Origin of the sequence: Oceanicaulis sp., assembly GCF_965249665.1 — a bacterium.
Classification (GTDB): Bacteria; Pseudomonadota; Alphaproteobacteria; order Caulobacterales; family Maricaulaceae; genus Oceanicaulis.
The window spans coordinates 287,314-305,210 of record NZ_OZ252247.1 but is presented as its reverse complement, the minus strand read 5'-3'; the positions used below and the strand labels follow the sequence as shown (position 1 = coordinate 305,210).

The following is a 17,897-nucleotide window of genomic DNA, read 5'->3' as shown; positions in this document are numbered from 1 at the left end:
TTCGCCTGTCTGACCTTTAACATGCGCAGACCCTAGCTGAACGGGAGTTGAAAGGGCGGGGCCATTTCAAGGCGATTGCGAGGCGAGGGCTTCTGAGACCCGCCTCAGCGCCTGCGTCAGTTCGGCGGGTGCGCCTGCGCTGCGATTTGCTAGTCTTTGCAAAAGCGCGGCGATTTGATTCGCGCCGCCTCGCCAAGGAGCTCTGTCATGACCACCGCCCCGCTCGGATCCAAAGCCAATCCCAGCCAGTATGACTGCCTGCCGGACCTTGCCGAGGACGAGCCCTATTTCGTCATCCGCGCCCATGACCCGCTGGCGAACGCCTTGGTCGAGCTGCACGCCTATATCGGCGCGGGCCAGGCGGGCGCCGCGCATAACAAGCTGGCGGAGATCATGGAATTGACCCGCGACCAGCCGCCCCGCCCCGCCGGCAGCCCCAAGTACCGCGAAACCTTCGCCATCTCGCTCTCCATGGAAGCCTGGCGCGGCAAAAATCCGGGCTAGGGGGGCGAAGCGGCGAGTGGGCTTTTCCGATGAGAGTCATGAGAGTCTCATCGGGGTGACTCCTATGACGACTACCATGACTCTCACGCCTCTCAGGCGGCGGATGTGTGTGTCTGAAGGCTGAGAAAGAACGCGGCGGAGTCTAGGCGCGGTTTTGGGGGAGGAGGATTAGGGGCGTCTGAGGCTCTCGCCTGTTCACCGTTCTTGCCTCTTTCCCGGACTTGGTCCGGGACCCAGAGATCATCGAGCGCCGCGCATGCGGCACTGGATCCCCGCCTTCGCGGGGAGAGAGCAGGATGGTGACCACCCGCGTCATCCCGGACTTGATCCGGGATCTGCTGCAGGCGTCTTTGTGATCAGATCAGAGCGATTCCGCCAGATCCCGGATCAGGTCCGGGATGGTGGGATGAGTATAGCGTCACCCCCCCGCGAAATAGCGGCCATCGGGCGTGGTTTCGGCCTGGCCGACGGCGGCGAGGATGGATAGCATTTTCTCCACCTTGCCGATCTTGGCCTTAGTGTTCTTGCCGCCAAAGCGAGCGGCGAGTTCGGGGGCGGTGATCGGCGCCTCGGCGCTGGCGAGGAGGGCGCGCAGGGCGCGGGCCTGTTCGGCGTCGTCGCTGGGCAGTTTCGGCGCGCCCTTGGGCGCTTCGGGGGCGGCGGCAAGCGCGATCTCGCCTTGCGTCGCCTTGGCTTCAGATTTGTGCCCGTCGGGATCTTGAAACTCGGGGCGCAGCCAGCGCACATGGCCGCGCGCTTCTTCGGCGGCGCGTTCATGGTTGAGCGCCACGAGGCGTTCGAGAATTTCATCTTCATTCAGATCGGACGGCCAGCCATAGGCCTCAAACACGGCTTCATCGATCTGGTCGTGGATCTCTTTCAAAACGCCCACCAGCCCGGCCTCATAGATGTCGCGCTCAGCCGGGGTCAGGGGCGGCTCACCGTCCTTGCCCGCCTCCAGCGCCCGCACCCGTTCGAGCACATTGTAGAGCTTTGTCATGGTCAGGAAGTCGTGCTTCTCCAGCCGTTCCTTGCGGAAGGAATCCAGCCGCTCGCCCAACTCCTCCAGCTGCGCTTTCAATGCGGGCTTGTCGTCAAGAACGGGGAAGGGGAAGGGGTCGAAACATCGAGTTTTATTGTATCGTGGGTCATTGCCTACACCTAAGCGACCACCAGCGGCTATTGCCCAAGGAATGTGAATGCAGGAATTTAAAATACTAAGTTTGGAGGCTTCGTCGGCAGCAACTTGAACCAACATGTTGTCAGCCAATGTTCCCGCTTGAGCGAACGAAAAGAACCTATGCTTAGATGTTTCGGTGGTAACAATTGAGCGTTCGAGACCCGATAGTGCAGGCCTCAATTGATTTCTAGGTTCTCCGAAAATCCACCAATTTTTCTTGTAGCTTCCTCGTCGGTTCTGATCGCGTTCGGGTTTCACGTTCTCAAGGACGTGCTGGTAAATCGCAGGATACTGATCTCTGACCTGCTCGGACGTCAGGCCAAAGAGGTCGATGACCATAACGCCGCGAGGCTTTTGATTGATGTCTCGGCCATTTCGATAGGGCTTGATGACCTCAGAGACTTTCGGGTTGCGACCAAGCCCAAGTGCACGGGCCTTTTCTGGCGTCACAATGAATCCTGCGCCAATGAGTTGAACACCTCTGTGTGCAAGCCGCTCATTGGCCTTCAGTGGTTTCGCTGACCCCACCGCTGCACCAACTTTTAGCATCGGCGTCACCAAGCCCTGACGCCGCTTCAACCGCACTTCCGGCGCATCGGTGTTCAGCCCGCTTTCATAGATCACTTCGGCGAGAACGCCTTCGGCCTGATCGCCGGGTTCAGCGACGGTCATGGCGATGCGTACGGCGGCTTTTTCCGCGCTTTTCTGCCAGGGATGGTCAGGGATCGCGTAGATCAGAGAGAGCGGCGGCTTGCCCGACAGGGCCGCTTCCACCACCCGGCGATTGAACGTCTGGCGCAAGGAATTGGTGGTGATGAAGCCAAAGCGGCGCGGCTTGCGGGATTTGTTTTTCGCGCCCGCCGCAGTCAGGCGTGCGGCCTGATCCCACCAATACATCACAAGATCAGCCGATTTGGGCATTCTGGGATGGGCGGCCCACAGCGCTTCGGCATAGCCATCGCCCAATGAGGCGCGCAAATCCTTGCCGCCAATAAAGGGCGGATTGCCGATGATGAAATCGGCCTCGGGCCAGCTGGCCGCCTTGGGCTGGGTGTAGTCATAGACCTCGATCCGCGCATCTTCGTCGGGCACGTTTTCGCCGGTGATGGGGTGAAGTTTGTAGCTGACGCCATCCCAGCGGGTAACGGGGCGACCCTGATCGTCGCGGCGCAGCGTGCGCTCTTTACAGGTCAGCACCGCGTCGCGGTTCTCGATATTGTGGAAGTCTTTCAGGACCGGGTCACGGACCACATCCTGCCCGCCGGTCTTGAGCTGCCATTGGATGAAGCCGATCCACAGCACCAGTTCGGCGATGGCGGCGGCCTGGGGGTTCAGCTCGATGCCCAGAAACTGGTGCGGATCGACCGTCGAGCCTTGAAACTCCAGCGTGGCCTTCCCGCCCAGACTCTCGATGAAGTCAACGACTTCACCTTCAAGACGTTTCATCCGCTCCATGGCGACATAGAGGAAGTTGCCGGTGCCGCAGGCCGGGTCGAGCACCTTGATATTACACAGCTTGGCGTGAAAGCCTCTTAGCGTCGCCAGTGCTTTTTCGCGGGCGTTGCTTCGAACTTTCTGGGAGCGTTCGAAACCTGCACCTTTTGAGAGCTCATCTTCTGCGGATTGCAGATGGGCCTGAACTTCGACCTGCACCGCGTCCCAGTCCGCGCGTAAAGGCTCCATGATCGTGGGAGTGACCAGACGCTCCACATAGGCGCGGGGGGTGTAATGGGCGCCCAGCTTGTGACGTTCGGTCTTGTCGAGCGCCTGTTCCAGTAGGGTGCCGAAAATGGCGGGTTCGACCTGAGTCCAGTCCTTTGTGGCGGCGATATAAAGCTCGGCCACCATTTCAGCGGTTAGCGGCAGGGCTTTTGCGTTCTTGAACAGGCCGCCATTGAATTGCCGGATCGGCTGACGAAGCCAGCCAGAGATCGCTGCGCCCTTGTCCATTTCCTGAAACACCTGTTCGAGCGCCAGATGGGCGCGATCAGGTGTAGATTTGAGCTCGTCGAGCAGGGCGGTGAAGCTGCCCTTTTTCAACAGCTCGGCGTCTTCGGCGAACATGGCGAACAGGCAGCGCATCAGGAAATGGGCGACCGTCTCGCGGTCATGATCCTTTTCCAGCATGCGGGCGACGCGGGCGAGACGGGCGGCGATATCCTGGGTGACCTCGGCGGAGATCTTGGTGGGATCCAGGCTCGCCGGATCCTCAAAGATCGCCCGGAACATCGCCAAGGTGTCAGGGTCGCGCAGATCGTCGAGCAGGACGCGGAAGCCGCGCTTGTCGGGGAATTGTTGGTATTTGCCCTGACCGAAAAAGTCGGCATAGAGCTCAAAGCAATAGCCAATATCCGCAACAATGATAAAGGGCGGCCAGCCATGACTGGGTGGCAGATCGCGGCCATATTGTTCGGCCTGGGCCCGGGCGCGCTTCATGGCGGTGAGCCAGCTTTCGGTGCCGCGCTTGGCCGTGCCGGCGCGAGCCTTGCCCGCTTCCTCGCCAAAGAGCGCCTGCTGGGCAGGATCGGCGTTTTTCGAGCCGCCGCCGACAGAGCCCTGCTTGGCTTCGAGAATGAAACAGCCGCGTTTGTATAGATCAATGCGCCGGGTGGAGCGGGTGCCGTCGAGGTGATCGCGAGTCACCTGACGCTCGAAGACATAATCGTTGAGCGCGATTTCTTCTTTGGAGGGTTCAGGTTTGCTGACCCTGATCAAATCGCAGAATGCATTGAGGAAAGACTGGGAGTTGGCCTGCTCGCCACCGCCAGATTCTCCCCAGTCCTTGATAAAAGCTTCAATCTCCTGAGCAGAGGGCATGTCTGGGGTGGCGGTTGTCATGGTTCAATCTCAAGCGGCGCCGCATGCGCGCTGTGACGCTAACCATCAAGCCTCGCCAAATCAACGCCTTATACGCCTCCCACCGGCCCGTCCGCGCCCGGCTTCAGCCAGTCTTGCAGTTCGGCGAGCCAGCCGGCTTTGCGGGCGATTTTGAGGCGGTGTTTGAGGTCGCAGTCGGCGATGAGGACTTGTTCGTCGCTGCCGGCGCGGGCCAGTAACGTCCCGTCCGGGCCAGCGATGACGGAGTGGCCGGCATAGGTCTGGTCGTCTTCGGATCCGCAGCGATTGGACATGGCGGCGTAGACCGAGTTCTGCATGGCCATGACGCCGATCTCGCTGGCGAAGAGATCAAGATTTTCATGGGCGAGATTGCAGGCGGGCGTCGCGATTATCTCCGCGCCCTTCAGCGCGCAGGCGCGCCAGCTTTCAGGGAAATGCCGGTCATAACAGATCACCACGCCCAAGCGTCCCAGTGCGGTGTCATAGACCTCAAACCCCTCGCCATGATCGTAATAGTCTTTCTCCCAGAAGCCGTCGAACTGGGCCACATGCACCATTTCGCTGACGCCCAGAACCGTGCCGTCCGCATCGATGACGGGCGAAGCGTCAAAGCGGCGGCCCTCGCGGGACATGTAAAGATTGGCCACGGTGACGAGCTTGTGGGCCCTGGCGAGCTCTGACAGGCGATGGAGGGCCGAGTGGGCGCGATCCATCAGGTATGGGGCGGACGGGTCTTGCTTGGCGTTGGCGCGGCGCTTGGGAAAGAAGGGGCTGAGCTGCAGCTCGGGGAAGACCACCAGCTTTGCGCCCGCCTCCGCCGCCTCGCGCATGAGGCGCGCAGCGGTGTCGAGATTGGCGTCGATTTCTGGCGCCATGGCGTGTTGCAGAACCGCGATTTTGAACATTGTGGCGAGCCCCCCGAAGCGCTTGAGCCCAGCATGGCCTTAAAAAACGCACTTGGGAAACCTATCTGACAAATATGTCAGTGAAGGTTGGGCTGTAATTTCTTCACCAATAGCGTATACCGCAGTGCAACAGACACATTTTCATGACGAGGGCGACATGCAACTCACCATGATGAAGACCAAGCTTCACCGCGCGGCGGTGACGCAAGCGGACCTTCACTATGAAGGCTCCATCTCCATCGACCAGGACCTGCTGGAGGCGGCGGGCATTCTGGTCAATGAGCAGGTGGATGTCCTCAACATCAATAATGGCGAGCGGTTCACCACCTACGCCATCTCGGCCCCTCGCGGCTCCAAGATGTTTGGCATCAATGGCGCCGCGGCGCGTCTGGCCCAGCCCGGCGACCGCATCATCGTGGTGGCCTATGCGGGCATGGCGGCCGAAGAGGCGCGCCAGTTTGTCCCCACCGTGGTGCTGCTGGATGAAAACAATGATGTGGTCAGCGTCGAAGAAGGCTCTGGCCGCAAGCTCGACGCCGCCTAGGCGACTGTTGCTGGGCGAGACACGAAAAAAAGCCCCGCCGGGACCCGGCGGGGCTTTTTTCATGCGCGCCGAAACACGCATAAGGTCTGACAGATTTTTCGGGTCGCCTATTCAAATCGCAAAACCGGTACCCGCTTTTGCTAAAAAGGCTCCTAGTCAAACAATGCGTCGATGGAATCCTGGTCCATGGCCAGCAAGTCATCGATATTGTCCTGAGCCACTTCCGGTCCGCCAATGGCCGGGCCGTTGAGGTGAAGGGCGGCCTTGCGCTCTTCCTCGGCCTTTTCGTTGGCGGTGGCTTCGGCGTCGTTCACGCCCATGGTCTGGGCGAAGCGCGCCACCCGCTCTTCAATATGCTTGAGCGAGCTGACCACTTTGGACACGCGTTGTCCGGTGAGATCCTGGAACGAGCACGCCTCGATGATTTTGGTCATCGAATCGCTGACCTCCATCTTGTAGGCGTCCAGGTCTTCAGTCTCACTGCACATGAGCGTTTCAGCTTCGCTCATGATGGTCTCCGTCGCCCGTTCGGTGTCGGCGACCAGCGCTTCCAGTTCGGCGCCCGCGCCCGGAAGCCGGGAATCGCGGATGTCGTTGGGGCGCAGATGGGCGATTTCATCGCGTGTCTTGGCGATGTATTCCGCGATGGAATTGAATTCCTCGTGGATCGACTTGTCCAAGGAACCGAAAAACATCTGCATTGTGTCGGTGAGCTGCTGCGCCATGCGCAACACCTCGATCAGCTGTACGTCTTCAAGATCGGAAACTTTGACCGCTTCCAGAGACTGGCGTACCCGTGCGGCGACTTCTGCGGCAGGCATGTCGGTCTTCCTTTCACTCCAGCCCTAGCGGGACTTCAACACCACCGCCCCTACGACATCTTCGTCATGAGGGACGGACGAAGCGCCCGCCCTAGAATTCGCCGATGACGGCGGTCATCTTGGCTTTTAGCGTTCCGGCGTTGAACGGTTTCACGATATAATTGTTCACACCGGCTTTTTTCGCTGCGATCACGTTTTCGGTTTTGGATTCCGCCGTGACCATGATGAAAGGGGTCGCCTTGACGGATTCGTCAGCGCGGACTTTCTGCAGCAGCTCATAGCCGGTCATCGGTTCCATATTCCAGTCGGAGATGACTAGGCCATATTTTTTCTTCTTCATCTTTTCAAACGCTTCGGTGCCGTCCGAAGCTTCGTCCACATTCTCGAACCCGATCTGCTTGAGCAGGTTCTTGATAATGCGAACCATGGTTTTGTAATCGTCCACCACCAGGATCGGCATCGTCATTTCGACAGCCATGACCCTTCCTCCATCCAATTAACGACCATAGCTGACCCCCTCAAAGCTCCTGATTGAGGGCTCAGTACAAAACGGACTGTAGACAAGCGCGGTCAAAATTCGGTTAAACACGCGCCGCAAGTGGAAAGGCAGTGACACAATGAGTGATTTTGAGGGCTATGGCATCAACGAGCTGGAGGTGGGGCAATCTGCTGAAATCACACGGCTCGTGGATGATAATACGGTAAAGCAGTTCGCCGAGGTGTCCGGTGATTTCAACCCGCTGCATATGGATGAAGCCTATGCAGCGCGCTCTCCGTTTCGGGGCCGGATCGCCCATGGCGCCCTGGTGGCGAGCTTTATTTCCTGCGTTCTGGGCAATCATTTGCCGGGCCCCGGGGCGGTGTTCGCCGGCATGACGATGCGGTTTGAACGTCCTGTTCGGATCGGCGACACCGTGATCGCACGCGCCACTGTCACAGAGGTGGACATTAAGGCGCGCCGGGTGAAACTCGCCTGCGTGTGCGAGGTGGAGGGCCAGACCTGTATGGAAGCGGATGCAGAAGTGATTGTCCGCAAACGCCGCAAGAGCCCGGCGTAAGCGCGTGTCGGTCTATCACGGCTATACGGATCTGCCCGATGTGTCGCGCGGCTGCGTGGCGGCGCTGGGCAATTTTGACGGCGTGCATCGTGGCCATCGCGCTGTGATCGCCACCGCCTGCGCCTTTGCACAGACGCTGGACGCGCCCTGCGCAGGGGCGGTGTTCAGCCCGCATCCGCGCCAGGTGTTTGCGCCGGACGCGCCGCCCTTCCTGCTGATGAATGATCATCAGCGCGCCCGTGCTCTGAAACAGGCAGGCGCGGAGGCTGTGTTTCACATCCCGTTTTCCAAAGCCATGGCGGCGATGACGCCGGATGCGTTCGTGCGCGTGGTGCTGGCGGAAGGGCTGGGGCTGAAAGGCGTGGTGACCGGCGCGGATTTCTGTTTCGGCAAGGACCGGGCCGGCGATGCGACGGCGCTGAAGGCGCTGGGCGCGCGCTATGGCGTTGCGGTGACCATTGCGGAAGCCGTCAATCTGGACGATGCTTCGGGCAAGATCTCCTCGACCAATGTCAGGAACGCCTTGCGCGAGGGCGATGTAAAGGCCGCTGCGGCGCTGCTGGAGCGGCCCTTCGCGATTGAGGGCGTGGTGTCCAAGGGCGATCAGCGCGGGCGGCTGCTGGGCTTTCCGACCGCCAATATCGGCCTGGGTGAGTATCTGCGCCCCAAATTCGGGGTGTACGCCGTGCGCGCGCATTTGCCGTCTGGCGACAGTGTCGCCGGCGTCGCCAATCTGGGCTCACGCCCGACGGTGGAGGGAACAGAGGCGCGGCTGGAAGCGCATTTGTTTGATTTTGAGGCGGACCTTTATGGTCAGACGCTGGAAGTGGAATTGATCGACTTTATCCGGCCCGAGCAGAAATTTGACGGGCTTGAGGCGCTCACCGCGCAAATCGCCGCGGACAGCGCGACCGCGCGGGCGATGCTGGGGGATTAGGCTTTCATGCATTGAAACCCAGGCCAAGCGCAGCGCCGAGCCGGGGCCTCCATCAAGAAAAGGCGCTCAACGTGGAGGGCGGTCCCGGGTCATCGCTTCGCTCGCCCGGGAATTCAGGACTCCGCCCGCCTGAAAAACCGCACCATTGTGTCGCCCGCTTCCAGCGTGTCGAGCAGCTCCCAACCCGGCGCGTCCACCTCCACACCCTTGCGTTCTTCAAGCACGGCGAGGGCGTCCTCCTTCACCCAGGCGCCGTCGATCAGCTTGGCCAGGGCGATATCGCCCAGACCCTTGTCATAAGGCGGGTCAAGAAACACCAGATCAAAGGGCGTGCCGACCTTTTCCGGCTTGGGACCGAGATCGGTGGCGCTGCGGCGATGCAGCTTGGTGCAGCCGAACAATTGCAGCGCGTCCACATTGGTGCGGATGGCGCCGCGCGCCGCCGGATCGGTCTCCACGAACAGTGCGAAGCTCGCGCCGCGGCTGATCGCTTCAAGGCCCAGAGCGCCCGAACCCGCAAACAGATCCATCACGCGCACGCCTTCAAGCTCGATGCCCCAGGGGGCGTGGGTGAGCTTGTTGAACACGCTTTCGCGCACGCGGTCTGTGGTGGGGCGGGTGGTGTCGCCCTTGGGGGCGGTGATGGCGCGCCCCTTATGGACGCCGGCGACGATCCGCATCTCGCTTGCCTTCACTGGATTTGCCGCCGGACTTTTTCGGGTCGGCGCGTTTGGATTTGGGTTTCTCATTGGCCTTGGGTTTGGCTTTCGCCCAGCCCTTGGTCGATTTGGACTTTCCGCCGGCGGGCATGATGGAGTCCGGGTCCGGGCCGGATTTGGACTTGCCGCCCGGCTTGCCGTGCGACCGGTTCGCCTTGGGCTTGGCTTTCGCCGTGCCGGTGCGGGTGTCGGGCTGGGCGATCTCACCGGGTTTGAGCGGCAGGCCGCCATTATCGAGCGGATAGAGCTTGCCCAGCTGGTCGCGCAAGACGCCCAGCTTGGCTTCTGACACATCGCCGCGTTTCAGAGAGCCGAGCTGGAAGGGGCCATAGGCCACCCGCATCAGCCGGTTCACGGTCAGCCCGACGCTTTGCAGCACTTTACGGACTTCGCGGTTCTTGCCTTCCTTGATGCCGACGGTCAGCCAGACATTGGCGCCGGTGCGGCGATCAACGCTGACCTCGATCGGGCCATAGACGACGCCGTCCACGGTCGTGCCTTTTTCAAGCTCGGCGAGCGCCTTGTCGGTGGCGTGGCCATAGGCGCGAACCCGATAGCGCCGGGTCCAGCCGGTGCTGGGCAATTCCAGAACCCGCGCCAGCTCGCCGTCATTGGTCAGCAGCAGCAGGCCTTCGGAATTGAGATCCAGCCGCCCGACCGAGATAACCCGGCCCATATCCTCAGGCAGGGCCTGAAACACGGTCTCGCGGCCTTGCGGGTCGGAATGGGTGGTCAGAAGCCCCACAGGCTTGTGATAGCGCCAGACGCGGGTGGGCGGACGCGCGCCGATGGACTCGCCGTCCAGGCGCACATCATCGCCGGCGCGCACCTTGAAGGCGGGCGTTTTCAGGGTTTCGCCATTGACGCTGACCCGGCCCGCTTCAATCAGTTTTTCAGCCTCGCGGCGAGAGGCGATGCCGGCATGGGCCAGCACTTTGGCGATGCGTTCACCGCTGTCTTCAGGCGTGTCAGGGGTAGACGGGGTGTCTGTCAAAACTTGCCAGCGCTCCAGGCCAGAGGTAAGGCCCGCTCATGACGACGCAAAACTCGACGCCAGAACAGGATCGTGAAACGGGCTTTATGCGGCGAGCGCTGGGTCTAGCGCAAGCCGCGGCTGCCGCGGGCGAGACGCCTGTGGGCGCCGTCATCGTTGATCCGGCGACTGATGAAGTGATCGCCGAGGCGGGCAACGCCCCGATTTCCGACTGTGATCCGACCGCTCATGCCGAGATCCGCGCCCTGCGCCTCGCCGCGGAGAGCCTTGGCAATTACCGCCTCACAGGGCTTGAGCTTTACGTCACCCTCGAGCCGTGCGCCATGTGCGCGGGCGCGATCAGTCATGCCCGCATCGGCCGCGTCATCTATGGCGCGTCCGACCCCAAGGGCGGGGCGGTCGATCATGGTCCGCAGTTTTTCGCGCAACCCACCTGCCATTGGCGGCCCGAGGTTCAAGGGGGCGTGCTGGCCGAGGAGGCGAGCGCGATGCTGAAAGCGTTTTTCCGGGCGCGGCGCAAAAAACGCCCTGCCTCTTAAGCCCAGCCAAACCACATCATGAAACCGCGGATGGCGCCCAGCGGCGCCAGCGCCAGATCAAAGATCAGCCACAGCCATTTGAGCATCATGGCGTCGCGCACGACTGCGGTGATCCAGCCCGCCAGCGCCACAACGCCGAGGCACCCGCCGCCAAAACAGCCGCCGCGTTCTCTGACTATGATCATCATCGCGTAGTGCTCCTGTCCCGAACGCCGTCAGACAGCCATGTCGGCCTTAAGGACGAAGCGATCAAGGCCTGGGTTTGGGCGGCTGCGCAGACGCTCCCCCAGCATCGCCCTCGATGGCTTCCATTTCCATATTATAGGCTTCGACCGTGGCGTAGACCTCGCTGATATCGGTGAAGAGGTAGGGGTCGCTCTGATCGCACACATGGCCCGGCGCGAACGTATCGGCGAGAATGCGGGCGGCGTCGTTGGCGTCACGGATCGTGCTGGCGTCCACCACATAGATCGGGCAGGCGACACGCTCATAGCTGTCGGGGGTGAGCGCGGTGATGACCAGATGATCCTGGCGTTCGTCCAGAGTTGAGTCCGTGCCGCCATCCGGGTTCGCGTCCATGGAGGGCCCTTCGCTGACATAGCGATGGATCGTGGCGAAGGCGCCTTCGGACGTGCGGCGCCATTCCATGGTTGAATGATAGCCGCCGAACAACAGTGTGCGGGGTGGCGTATAAAAATCTGTGCGTTCGCTGCCGTCATAGGCATAGGCGATCGAGCTGCCGTGCTCGCTGGCGAGAAAGAACACGCTCCAGTCGTCATGGGCCAGACAGGCGGTCTCCCAGACCGGCTCGCCGGGCAATTGATAGCTGGCGCAATTGCTGATCTGGTAATAGACGCTGCCAGGCTCTTCCTGAGCCAGTGCGGGTGCGGCGAGGGCGGATAAAGCGCCGAGCGCCAGAACTGTGCGAAGCATGTGAGCGTCCCCTGAAAGCTGTGCCCCTATCATCGCCGCATGTCTCGCAAACTCAAGTGTTTGTCAGCCGCAGGTCCAGACCGGCCTGAACGCCCGGCCATTCCTCGGGCAATATGGAGAAGAACACGGTGTCGCGCCGGTCGCCGCGCCAGGTGCGGGTATGACTGCGCAATGCGCCTTCTCGAATGGCGCCCAGTTTCAGCATGGCGGCTTGGCTGCGTTCATTGAGGTGGTGGGTTTTAAGCTCCACCCGCTGCGCGCCGCAGCTGAAAGCACGCTCCAGCAGCAAGGATTTGCACGCCGGATTGGTGGCGCCGCCGCGCCAGGGCGCGCCATACCAGGTCCAGCCGATCTCGACGCGCTGATTGTCGCGATCAATCTGCAGGAAGGCCGTGTGACCGGCATAGGAGTCCGTCGCCTTGGACCAGACGGCATGGCTGATCTGGCTGCGGTTCGTCTGGCCTTGCAGCATCAGATCAAACCAGGGGTCGAAATACGGCCCGTCGCCCCGCTGTGTGGTCAACGCCCAGAGCGACTCGTCCTCAGCCAGCGGGCGCAGGGCTTCACGGTGCGTGTCGCCAAGCGGCTCAAGGCGCACATGGGCGTTTTCGAGGGTTTGCGGATCAAGCTGCATGGGCGTCGCTCAGATCCAGCGTCATGAAGACGTTGAAATCGGTTTCCTGATACTCGCCAAAGGGCGGGCACTCGGAGAAGCCGAGCTTGGCATACAGGGCGAGCGCCGCCTGAAAGCCTTGAGTATTGCCGGTTTCAAGCCAGAGCTTTTGCAAGCCATTCTGGCGCGCCTGCTCGATCAGATGCTCCATCAGGGCGCGCGCTGCGCCCTGGCCCCGTGCGGCCTCGGCCACATGCATGGATTTTACCTCGCCGTCGGCGGCAGACAGGGTTTTGAGCGCCACCACGCCCAGAAGCGCGCCATCCTTGCGGGCGCTCCAGAAACGGATGTCTGGCGTTTTCAGCCCCGCCACATCCAGAAAATGGCAGGTGTCGGGCGGCGATTCCTCCAGAGCGAAGGCGGCATGCGTTTCAAGCAAGGCGGTGACGTCCGCACGGGCGGGGTCATCACGTTCAATGCGCAGCTCGGCCATGACCCGTCCTTTCAGTGTCGAGAATGCTGCAGATGCTAGCACACCGATCTGCAGGCGCCATTGTGACGCAGGGTTTTAAGGCTGGATTTTCGCGCCGGGATGACGATAATTAGATAAGCTCTTAAGAACTGTTCGGCGGACCGGGTATGGATCGTCGCCAAGGGGAGGCCTATCGCCATGAATTTTGAATATTCCGACCTCTGCAAAGACTATCAGGCGCGGGTGCGCGCCTTCATGGACGAACATATCTATCCCAACGAGCCGGTCTATGCCGCGCAGATGGCGGCGTTCGGCACCGAGCGTTGGCAGGTCCCCGCCATCATCGAGGAGTTGAAGCAAAAGGCCAAGGCCGCGGGCCTGTGGAATTTGTTCCTGCCTGATAGTGATGAGGGCGCAGGCCTGTCCAATTCCGATTATGCGCCTCTGGCCGAAGAAATGGGCCGGGTGCCCTGGGCCAGTGAAGTGTTCAACTGCGCCGCGCCCGACACCGGCAATATGGAAGTCTTTGTGCGCTATGGCACGGAAGAGCATAAGCAGAAATGGCTCAAGCCGCTTTTGGCGGGCGAGATCCGCTCCGCCTTTCTGATGACCGAACCGGCCGTGGCCAGCGCGGACGCCACCAATATCGAATGCAAGATCGAGCGCGATGGCGATGAATACGTCATCAATGGCCGCAAATGGTGGAGCTCGGGCGCCGGGGATCCGCGCTGCAAGGTCTTCATTGTGATGGGCAAAACCAATCCCGACGCTGATGTGCACTCCCAGCAGTCCATGATCGTGGTGCCTGCTGACGCCAAGGGCGTGACGATCGAGCGCTTCCTGCCGGTGTTCGGCTATGACGACGCGCCGCACGGCCATATGGAAATCAAGCTCGACAATGTGCGCGTGCCCGCCTCCGCCATTCTTCTCGGCGAGGGCCGGGGGTTCGAGATCGCGCAAGGCCGGCTGGGACCGGGCCGCATCCACCATTGCATGCGCACGATCGGGGCTGCCGAACGGGCGCTCGAGCTGATGGTCAAGCGCCTGATGAGCCGTGAAGCCTTTGGCAAGCCGATCATCAAGCATTCTGTGTGGGACAGCCGCATCGCGCAGGCCCGCATCGAGATCGAGACCTGCCGTCTGCTGACCCTGAAGGCGGCGTGGATGATGGACACGGTGGGCAACAAGGTCGCTCGCGGCGAGATCGCCATGATCAAGGTGGCGGCCCCGCGCATGGCGCTGAAGGTCATCGATGACGCCATCCAGGCCCATGGCGGATGCGGCGTCAGCAATGACACGCCGCTCGCCTATTCCTATGCCGGCATCCGCACCCTGCGGCTGGCGGACGGTCCGGACGAGGTGCACGAACGCACCATCGCCCGCCTTGAAGCCAAAAAATGGCTCAATGGCTAAGCGCCGAACACTCCAGCGTTTGCGAAGCCCCGGCGTCATCGCCGGGGCTTTTCTTTTGCGGGCAGGGTGTCGATTAGCGCAGCGCTTAAGTGATCTGATCCCTGGCGTCTCGCGTAAGCTCGTCCATAGCGACAATGAGAACCGCCATGATGGACTTACCCGCGACCTGGATTATCGCTGGCCTCGCCGCCCTTTTGGGAACGGCGATGGGCCTGGGCGCCCTGATCATGCCGCGTTGGGGGCAAAGCGTCGTGCGCCTGATGCCGGACCCGCGCTGGAAAGGCGGATGGGCGGAGTTTCGCGCCAGTTATGGCGGCGGACTGGTCTTTCTGCATGGCGCAGTTCTTCTGACGATCGCGATGAGTTTTCAGGCCGGCGCCGGCGCGGTGATGGGCGCGAGTTTTGCGGCCAGCCTGTATTGGCTCGGCATGGCCGTCGGCCGGGTGGTCTCGATGATCGTGGATCGCGAAAAAGAGACCCGCACCTCCTATAACGCCATAGGCGTCGGGTTCGAGCTGGTGCTGGCGGGCGCGCTGGGCGCGCCCTTCCTCAGCCATCTGGGCGGGTAAGCGGCCTACGCCCCTTCCGCGATGCTCCAGGCATAGTCCGCCATCGGCTTGACGAGCGCGCCCATCTCTTTCGCCTTTTCATTGGACGCATTGCCCTGCAGCGAGCGGGCGTAGACGCCCTGAACAATGCTGGTCAGGCGGAAAATGTTGTAGGCGAAATAGAAGTCGAGCTTGGGGATGCCGTCCCGGCCCGTCCGCTCGCAATAGGCTTTGACGTATTCGTCCTCAGTGGGGATGCCCATCGCCTTGAGATCGGCGCCCAAAAAGCCGTTGCGGATATCCTTGGGCGTGCGCCATTGCATCAGCTGATAGGTGAAGTCCGCCAGCGGATCGCCCAGCGTGGACAGCTCCCAGTCGAGCACCGCGATGACCTTGGGTTCGGTGGGATGAAAGATCATGTTGTCCAGGCGATAATCGCCATGCACGACGCTCGTGCGCTCCTGCGCCGGGGCGTGTTCGGGCAGCCATTCGATCAGCTTGTCCATGGAGGCCACGGCTTCGGTTTCCGCCGCCTTGTACTGTTTGGACCAGCGGCCGATGGAGCGCTCGAAATAATTGCCCGGCTTGCCGTAATCGCCGAGGCCCGCGGCCTCATGGTCGATCGAATGCAATTGGGCGAGGGTGGCGTTGGAGGCGTCATAGATCGCGCCGCGCTCATCGGGGCTCAGATCGGGCAGATACGGGTCCCAGAAGATCCGGCCCTCGACAAAATCCATGATGTAGAAGGCGGTGCCGATGACGCTGTCATCCTCGCACAGCCCGAACATGTGCGGGGCGGGGAAGCCCTGTTCGCCCAAGGCCTTCATCACCCGGTATTCGCGATCCACCGCATGGGCGGAGGGCAGCAGCTTGCCCGGCGGCTTGCGGCGCAGCACGTATTGCGCCTTGGGCGTTGACAGTTTGTAGGTGGGGTTTGATTGCCCGCCCTTGAACTGTTCGATGGTCAGCGGCCCCGCAAAACCCTCGACATTGTCCGCCATCCAGCGCTCGAGCGCAGACTGGTCAAACTTCAGCGCGTCAGCGACCGGCTTGGTGCCGGAGAAGGTGTCGTCAAGTTGGGACATGGGTACTCCAGGGGGTGAATAGCGCTTCAATGCCAATGAGCGCAGCTATTACAATTATCAGAAGGACAATGGGGCCGAGGGCGAAACCCGCAACCGAACGCCAGATCGTGCTGCTGCCTGGCTGAGCCGTGTAGGGTGAATAGATGGCGCCGCCTTGGACCTTGCCGAAGGGCGAAGGCTTCGTGGCTATGTAGAGCCCTATGCTTGAGCCAACCGTAAACAAGCCAAGGCACCCAACCATAATGATGGCGTAGGCATTTGAGTCGCCATCAATATTCAGCACGGTAATGATCGTGACCGCTATAACCGTCATAACGCCTACCGCCACATGAAGAGCGAAGGCGAGACCTAAGCCAAAGAGGAATGGCCGTCTCGCCGCGAATGCGTTTGCACGCTCGAACATTACTCTTCGTTCTTGTGCACCACGCCGCGGGCCATGACGAAGTCGATATCCAGCAGCTCTTCGATGTTCTCCAGCGGATCGCCATTGGTCGCCACGATGTCGGCGGCGAAGCCCGGCGCGATACGGCCGATCACATCTTCGAGCTGCACATGACGGGCGCCGATGGTGGTGGCGGTGGCGAGCGCCTCCATCTCGGTCATGCCCGCTTGCGTATAGAGCAGGAATTCGCGCGCATTGTCGCCATGGGCGGACACGCCGGAATCGGTGCCGAAGGCGATGGTGACGCCGCCTTCATGGGCGCGGCGGACCATTTCCAGCATTTGCGGGCCGACCATGCGGGCCTTGGCTGCCTGGAAGGGCGTCATCCAGCCCGCATCGGCCTGATTGGCTACCCATTCACCCGCCATGGCGGTGGGCACCAGAACCGCGTCATTGTCGCGAAACAAGCGCATGGACTCGCGATCGAGATAGGTGCCGTGCTCGATGGAATCCCCGCCCGCACGCAAGAAGGCGTTGATGCCGGTCACGCCATGGGCGTGGGCGGTGACCCGGCGGCCCATCATATGCGCGGCGCCCACAATCGCTTCGAGTTCTTCCTGGAAGAATTGCTGCTCGACGCCGGCGCCGGTGGAGGACAGAACCCCGCCCGTGGCGGTGATCTTGATCACGTCCGCGCCTTCTTGGACCAGCTGGCGTACGGCGCGCGCGCAATCATCCGCGCCATTACAGGCATAGGGGCTGCCGCTTTCGCGCAGCACCTGAACGCTCCAGCCATTGGTGTCGCCATGCCCGCCCGTGGGCGTCACGGCGCCGCCCGCGATGCGCAGACGCGGGCCGACAATATCGCCCGCTTCCACGCCATCGCGCAGGGCGCGCACCGCTTCAATATCTGCGCCCACATCCTGAACCGTGGTGAAGCCCGCCATCAGGGTGCGTTGGCCATACATGACGCCGTCAATGGTGCGGTCCGCCGTGCCTTCGGTGAAGGCGGAGATGCGGCGCCCCGCGCCTTGCTGATTGGTGATGTGCACATGGGCGTCAATGAAACCCGGCATCACCCAGGCGCCGGACAGATCCACGATCTCGGCGCCCTCCGGTGTGACAAAGCCGTTTTCAATGGCTTCGATTTCATCGCCGCGCACGAGAATGGAAACGCCTTCACGCACGCGCTCTTCGCCCGGCGCGGCGATCAAATGGCCAGCATGGATGACGGTCAGCGCTTCGGCGTCTTGCGCCAGAGCGGTCGCAGGCCAGGCGGCGGCCAGCGCGCCGAGTACGGCGATAGTGCGGATCATAATCTCTCTCCCCTTTTCGCTCTTTAGAGCTTAACCGCAAAAGTGTCGGGCTCCGGGGCGAGTGTCAAATCTCAAAGGGCAGGGGACCGGGCTCCC

20 protein-coding genes are annotated in these 17,897 nt (G+C 61.7%); 7 read left to right on the top strand and 13 right to left on the bottom strand.

Annotation, left to right across the window (positions count from 1 at the left end):
• Positions 1-207: 207 nt before the first annotated feature.
• Positions 208-504: an aspartate decarboxylase gene (locus ACP154_RS01575; protein ID WP_107711366.1), complete on the top strand. Its 297-nt coding sequence runs from the start codon at positions 208-210 to the stop codon at positions 502-504.
• 418 nt (positions 505-922) lie between these two features.
• Here the strand turns inward: ACP154_RS01575 and ACP154_RS01570 are convergent, their stop codons facing one another.
• Complete coding sequence (locus ACP154_RS01570) at positions 923-4,522, bottom strand: class I SAM-dependent DNA methyltransferase (protein WP_421857460.1); 3,600 nt, start codon at positions 4,520-4,522, stop codon at positions 923-925.
• Positions 4,523-4,590: 68 nt separating this feature from the next.
• On the bottom strand, positions 4,591-5,427 hold the full coding sequence (locus ACP154_RS01565) for a carbon-nitrogen hydrolase family protein (protein ID WP_421857462.1): 837 nt from the start codon (positions 5,425-5,427) through the stop codon (positions 4,591-4,593).
• 157 nt (positions 5,428-5,584) lie between these two features.
• Here ACP154_RS01565 and panD point away from each other — a divergent pair, with 157 nt between their 5' ends.
• The gene (gene panD / locus ACP154_RS01560) at positions 5,585-5,971 is read left to right on the top strand and encodes an aspartate 1-decarboxylase (protein ID WP_022701587.1); all 387 of its coding nucleotides are present in this window, start codon (positions 5,585-5,587) and stop codon (positions 5,969-5,971) included.
• Positions 5,972-6,123: 152 nt separating this feature from the next.
• On the opposite strand, the gene ACP154_RS01555 is transcribed toward panD, so the two are convergent.
• Positions 6,124-6,792: a protein phosphatase CheZ gene (locus tag ACP154_RS01555; RefSeq protein ID WP_107711362.1), complete on the bottom strand. Its 669-nt coding sequence runs from the start codon at positions 6,790-6,792 to the stop codon at positions 6,124-6,126.
• Between the two features lie 91 nt (positions 6,793-6,883).
• Positions 6,884-7,270: a response regulator gene (locus ACP154_RS01550; RefSeq protein WP_022701589.1), complete on the bottom strand. Its 387-nt coding sequence runs from the start codon at positions 7,268-7,270 to the stop codon at positions 6,884-6,886.
• A gap of 139 nt (positions 7,271-7,409) precedes the next feature.
• Between ACP154_RS01550 and ACP154_RS01545 the strand changes: the two genes are divergently transcribed.
• Positions 7,410-7,850 (top strand): MaoC family dehydratase, encoded by a 441-nt coding sequence (locus tag ACP154_RS01545; RefSeq protein WP_375549767.1) that lies wholly within the window; start codon positions 7,410-7,412, stop codon positions 7,848-7,850.
• A 4-nt stretch (positions 7,851-7,854) separates the two neighbouring features.
• Positions 7,855-8,787, top strand: a complete 933-nt coding sequence (locus tag ACP154_RS01540; protein WP_421857465.1) for a bifunctional riboflavin kinase/FAD synthetase — start codon at positions 7,855-7,857, stop codon at positions 8,785-8,787.
• A 113-nt stretch (positions 8,788-8,900) separates the two neighbouring features.
• On the opposite strand, the gene rsmD is transcribed toward ACP154_RS01540, so the two are convergent.
• Complete coding sequence (gene rsmD / locus ACP154_RS01535) at positions 8,901-9,467, bottom strand: 16S rRNA (guanine(966)-N(2))-methyltransferase RsmD (protein WP_421857467.1); 567 nt, start codon at positions 9,465-9,467, stop codon at positions 8,901-8,903.
• The gene (locus tag ACP154_RS01530) at positions 9,442-10,500 is read right to left on the bottom strand and encodes a pseudouridine synthase (RefSeq protein ID WP_421857469.1); all 1,059 of its coding nucleotides are present in this window, start codon (positions 10,498-10,500) and stop codon (positions 9,442-9,444) included. Before ACP154_RS01530 ends, rsmD begins: the two co-directional genes overlap by 26 nt.
• 86 nt (positions 10,501-10,586) lie before the next feature.
• Here ACP154_RS01530 and tadA point away from each other — a divergent pair, with 86 nt between their 5' ends.
• On the top strand, positions 10,587-11,039 hold the full coding sequence (gene tadA, locus ACP154_RS01525; protein ID WP_421861416.1) for a tRNA adenosine(34) deaminase TadA: 453 nt from the start codon (positions 10,587-10,589) through the stop codon (positions 11,037-11,039).
• Here tadA and ACP154_RS01520 read toward each other — a convergent pair.
• The 4 genes from ACP154_RS01520 to ACP154_RS01505 form a co-directional block, all read right to left on the bottom strand.
• Positions 11,036-11,227, bottom strand: a complete 192-nt coding sequence (locus ACP154_RS01520) for a hypothetical protein (protein WP_107711356.1) — start codon at positions 11,225-11,227, stop codon at positions 11,036-11,038. The two genes, tadA and ACP154_RS01520, sit on opposite strands and share 4 nt — an antisense overlap.
• Positions 11,228-11,288: 61 nt before the next feature.
• Positions 11,289-11,972, bottom strand: a complete 684-nt coding sequence (locus tag ACP154_RS01515; RefSeq protein WP_421857472.1) for a hypothetical protein — start codon at positions 11,970-11,972, stop codon at positions 11,289-11,291.
• 52 nt (positions 11,973-12,024) lie between these two features.
• Entirely contained in the window at positions 12,025-12,606 is a 582-nt protein-coding gene (locus ACP154_RS01510) for a GNAT family N-acetyltransferase (RefSeq protein WP_421857474.1), read from the bottom strand.
• Entirely contained in the window at positions 12,596-13,078 is a 483-nt protein-coding gene (locus ACP154_RS01505) for a GNAT family N-acetyltransferase (protein WP_421857476.1), read from the bottom strand. The genes ACP154_RS01510 and ACP154_RS01505 overlap by 11 nt, the downstream gene beginning before the upstream one ends.
• 177 nt (positions 13,079-13,255) lie before the next feature.
• Here ACP154_RS01505 and ACP154_RS01500 point away from each other — a divergent pair, with 177 nt between their 5' ends.
• Positions 13,256-14,470: an acyl-CoA dehydrogenase family protein gene (locus tag ACP154_RS01500; RefSeq protein WP_133723806.1), complete on the top strand. Its 1,215-nt coding sequence runs from the start codon at positions 13,256-13,258 to the stop codon at positions 14,468-14,470.
• 146 nt (positions 14,471-14,616) lie between these two features.
• Entirely contained in the window at positions 14,617-15,039 is a 423-nt protein-coding gene (locus tag ACP154_RS01495; RefSeq protein ID WP_107711351.1) for a hypothetical protein, read from the top strand.
• A 5-nt stretch (positions 15,040-15,044) separates the two neighbouring features.
• Here ACP154_RS01495 and ACP154_RS01490 read toward each other — a convergent pair whose 3' ends face one another.
• Genes ACP154_RS01490 through ACP154_RS01480 form a run of 3 tightly spaced genes read right to left on the bottom strand, consistent with a single transcriptional unit; the run spans position 15,045 to position 17,801 of the window.
• Positions 15,045-16,103: a phosphotransferase gene (locus ACP154_RS01490; RefSeq protein WP_421857478.1), complete on the bottom strand. Its 1,059-nt coding sequence runs from the start codon at positions 16,101-16,103 to the stop codon at positions 15,045-15,047.
• Positions 16,090-16,506, bottom strand: a complete 417-nt coding sequence (locus ACP154_RS01485) for a hypothetical protein (protein ID WP_133723803.1) — start codon at positions 16,504-16,506, stop codon at positions 16,090-16,092. Before ACP154_RS01485 ends, ACP154_RS01490 begins: the two co-directional genes overlap by 14 nt.
• The gene (locus ACP154_RS01480) at positions 16,506-17,801 is read right to left on the bottom strand and encodes an amidohydrolase family protein (protein WP_421857480.1); all 1,296 of its coding nucleotides are present in this window, start codon (positions 17,799-17,801) and stop codon (positions 16,506-16,508) included. Before ACP154_RS01480 ends, ACP154_RS01485 begins: the two co-directional genes overlap by 1 nt.
• Between the last annotated feature and the right edge of the window lie 96 nt (positions 17,802-17,897).

Excerpts from the sequence above, each read along its gene's own strand:
- panD (WP_022701587.1), top strand. The coding sequence starts at position 5,585 with ATGCAACTCACCATGATGAAGACCAAGCTTCACCGCGCGGCGGTGACG.
- ACP154_RS01500 (WP_133723806.1), top strand. The coding sequence starts at position 13,256 with ATGAATTTTGAATATTCCGACCTCTGCAAAGACTATCAGGCGCGGGTG.
- ACP154_RS01480 (WP_421857480.1), bottom strand. The coding sequence starts at position 17,801 with ATGATCCGCACTATCGCCGTACTCGGCGCGCTGGCCGCCGCCTGGCCT.
- ACP154_RS01520 (WP_107711356.1), bottom strand. The coding sequence starts at position 11,227 with ATGATGATCATAGTCAGAGAACGCGGCGGCTGTTTTGGCGGCGGGTGC.
- ACP154_RS01515 (WP_421857472.1), bottom strand. The coding sequence starts at position 11,972 with ATGCTTCGCACAGTTCTGGCGCTCGGCGCTTTATCCGCCCTCGCCGCA.
- ACP154_RS01555 (WP_107711362.1), bottom strand. The coding sequence starts at position 6,792 with ATGCCTGCCGCAGAAGTCGCCGCACGGGTACGCCAGTCTCTGGAAGCG.
- ACP154_RS01565 (WP_421857462.1), bottom strand. The coding sequence starts at position 5,427 with ATGTTCAAAATCGCGGTTCTGCAACACGCCATGGCGCCAGAAATCGAC.
- tadA (WP_421861416.1), top strand. The coding sequence starts at position 10,587 with ATGCGGCGAGCGCTGGGTCTAGCGCAAGCCGCGGCTGCCGCGGGCGAG.
- ACP154_RS01510 (WP_421857474.1), bottom strand. The coding sequence starts at position 12,606 with ATGCAGCTTGATCCGCAAACCCTCGAAAACGCCCATGTGCGCCTTGAG.
- ACP154_RS01575 (WP_107711366.1), top strand. The coding sequence starts at position 208 with ATGACCACCGCCCCGCTCGGATCCAAAGCCAATCCCAGCCAGTATGAC.
- ACP154_RS01485 (WP_133723803.1), bottom strand. The coding sequence starts at position 16,506 with ATGTTCGAGCGTGCAAACGCATTCGCGGCGAGACGGCCATTCCTCTTT.
- ACP154_RS01545 (WP_375549767.1), top strand. The coding sequence starts at position 7,410 with ATGAGTGATTTTGAGGGCTATGGCATCAACGAGCTGGAGGTGGGGCAA.
- ACP154_RS01570 (WP_421857460.1), bottom strand. The coding sequence starts at position 4,522 with ATGACAACCGCCACCCCAGACATGCCCTCTGCTCAGGAGATTGAAGCT.
- ACP154_RS01505 (WP_421857476.1), bottom strand. The coding sequence starts at position 13,078 with ATGGCCGAGCTGCGCATTGAACGTGATGACCCCGCCCGTGCGGACGTC.
- ACP154_RS01550 (WP_022701589.1), bottom strand. The coding sequence starts at position 7,270 with ATGGCTGTCGAAATGACGATGCCGATCCTGGTGGTGGACGATTACAAA.
- rsmD (WP_421857467.1), bottom strand. The coding sequence starts at position 9,467 with ATGCGGATCGTCGCCGGCGTCCATAAGGGGCGCGCCATCACCGCCCCC.
- ACP154_RS01495 (WP_107711351.1), top strand. The coding sequence starts at position 14,617 with ATGATGGACTTACCCGCGACCTGGATTATCGCTGGCCTCGCCGCCCTT.
- ACP154_RS01490 (WP_421857478.1), bottom strand. The coding sequence starts at position 16,103 with ATGTCCCAACTTGACGACACCTTCTCCGGCACCAAGCCGGTCGCTGAC.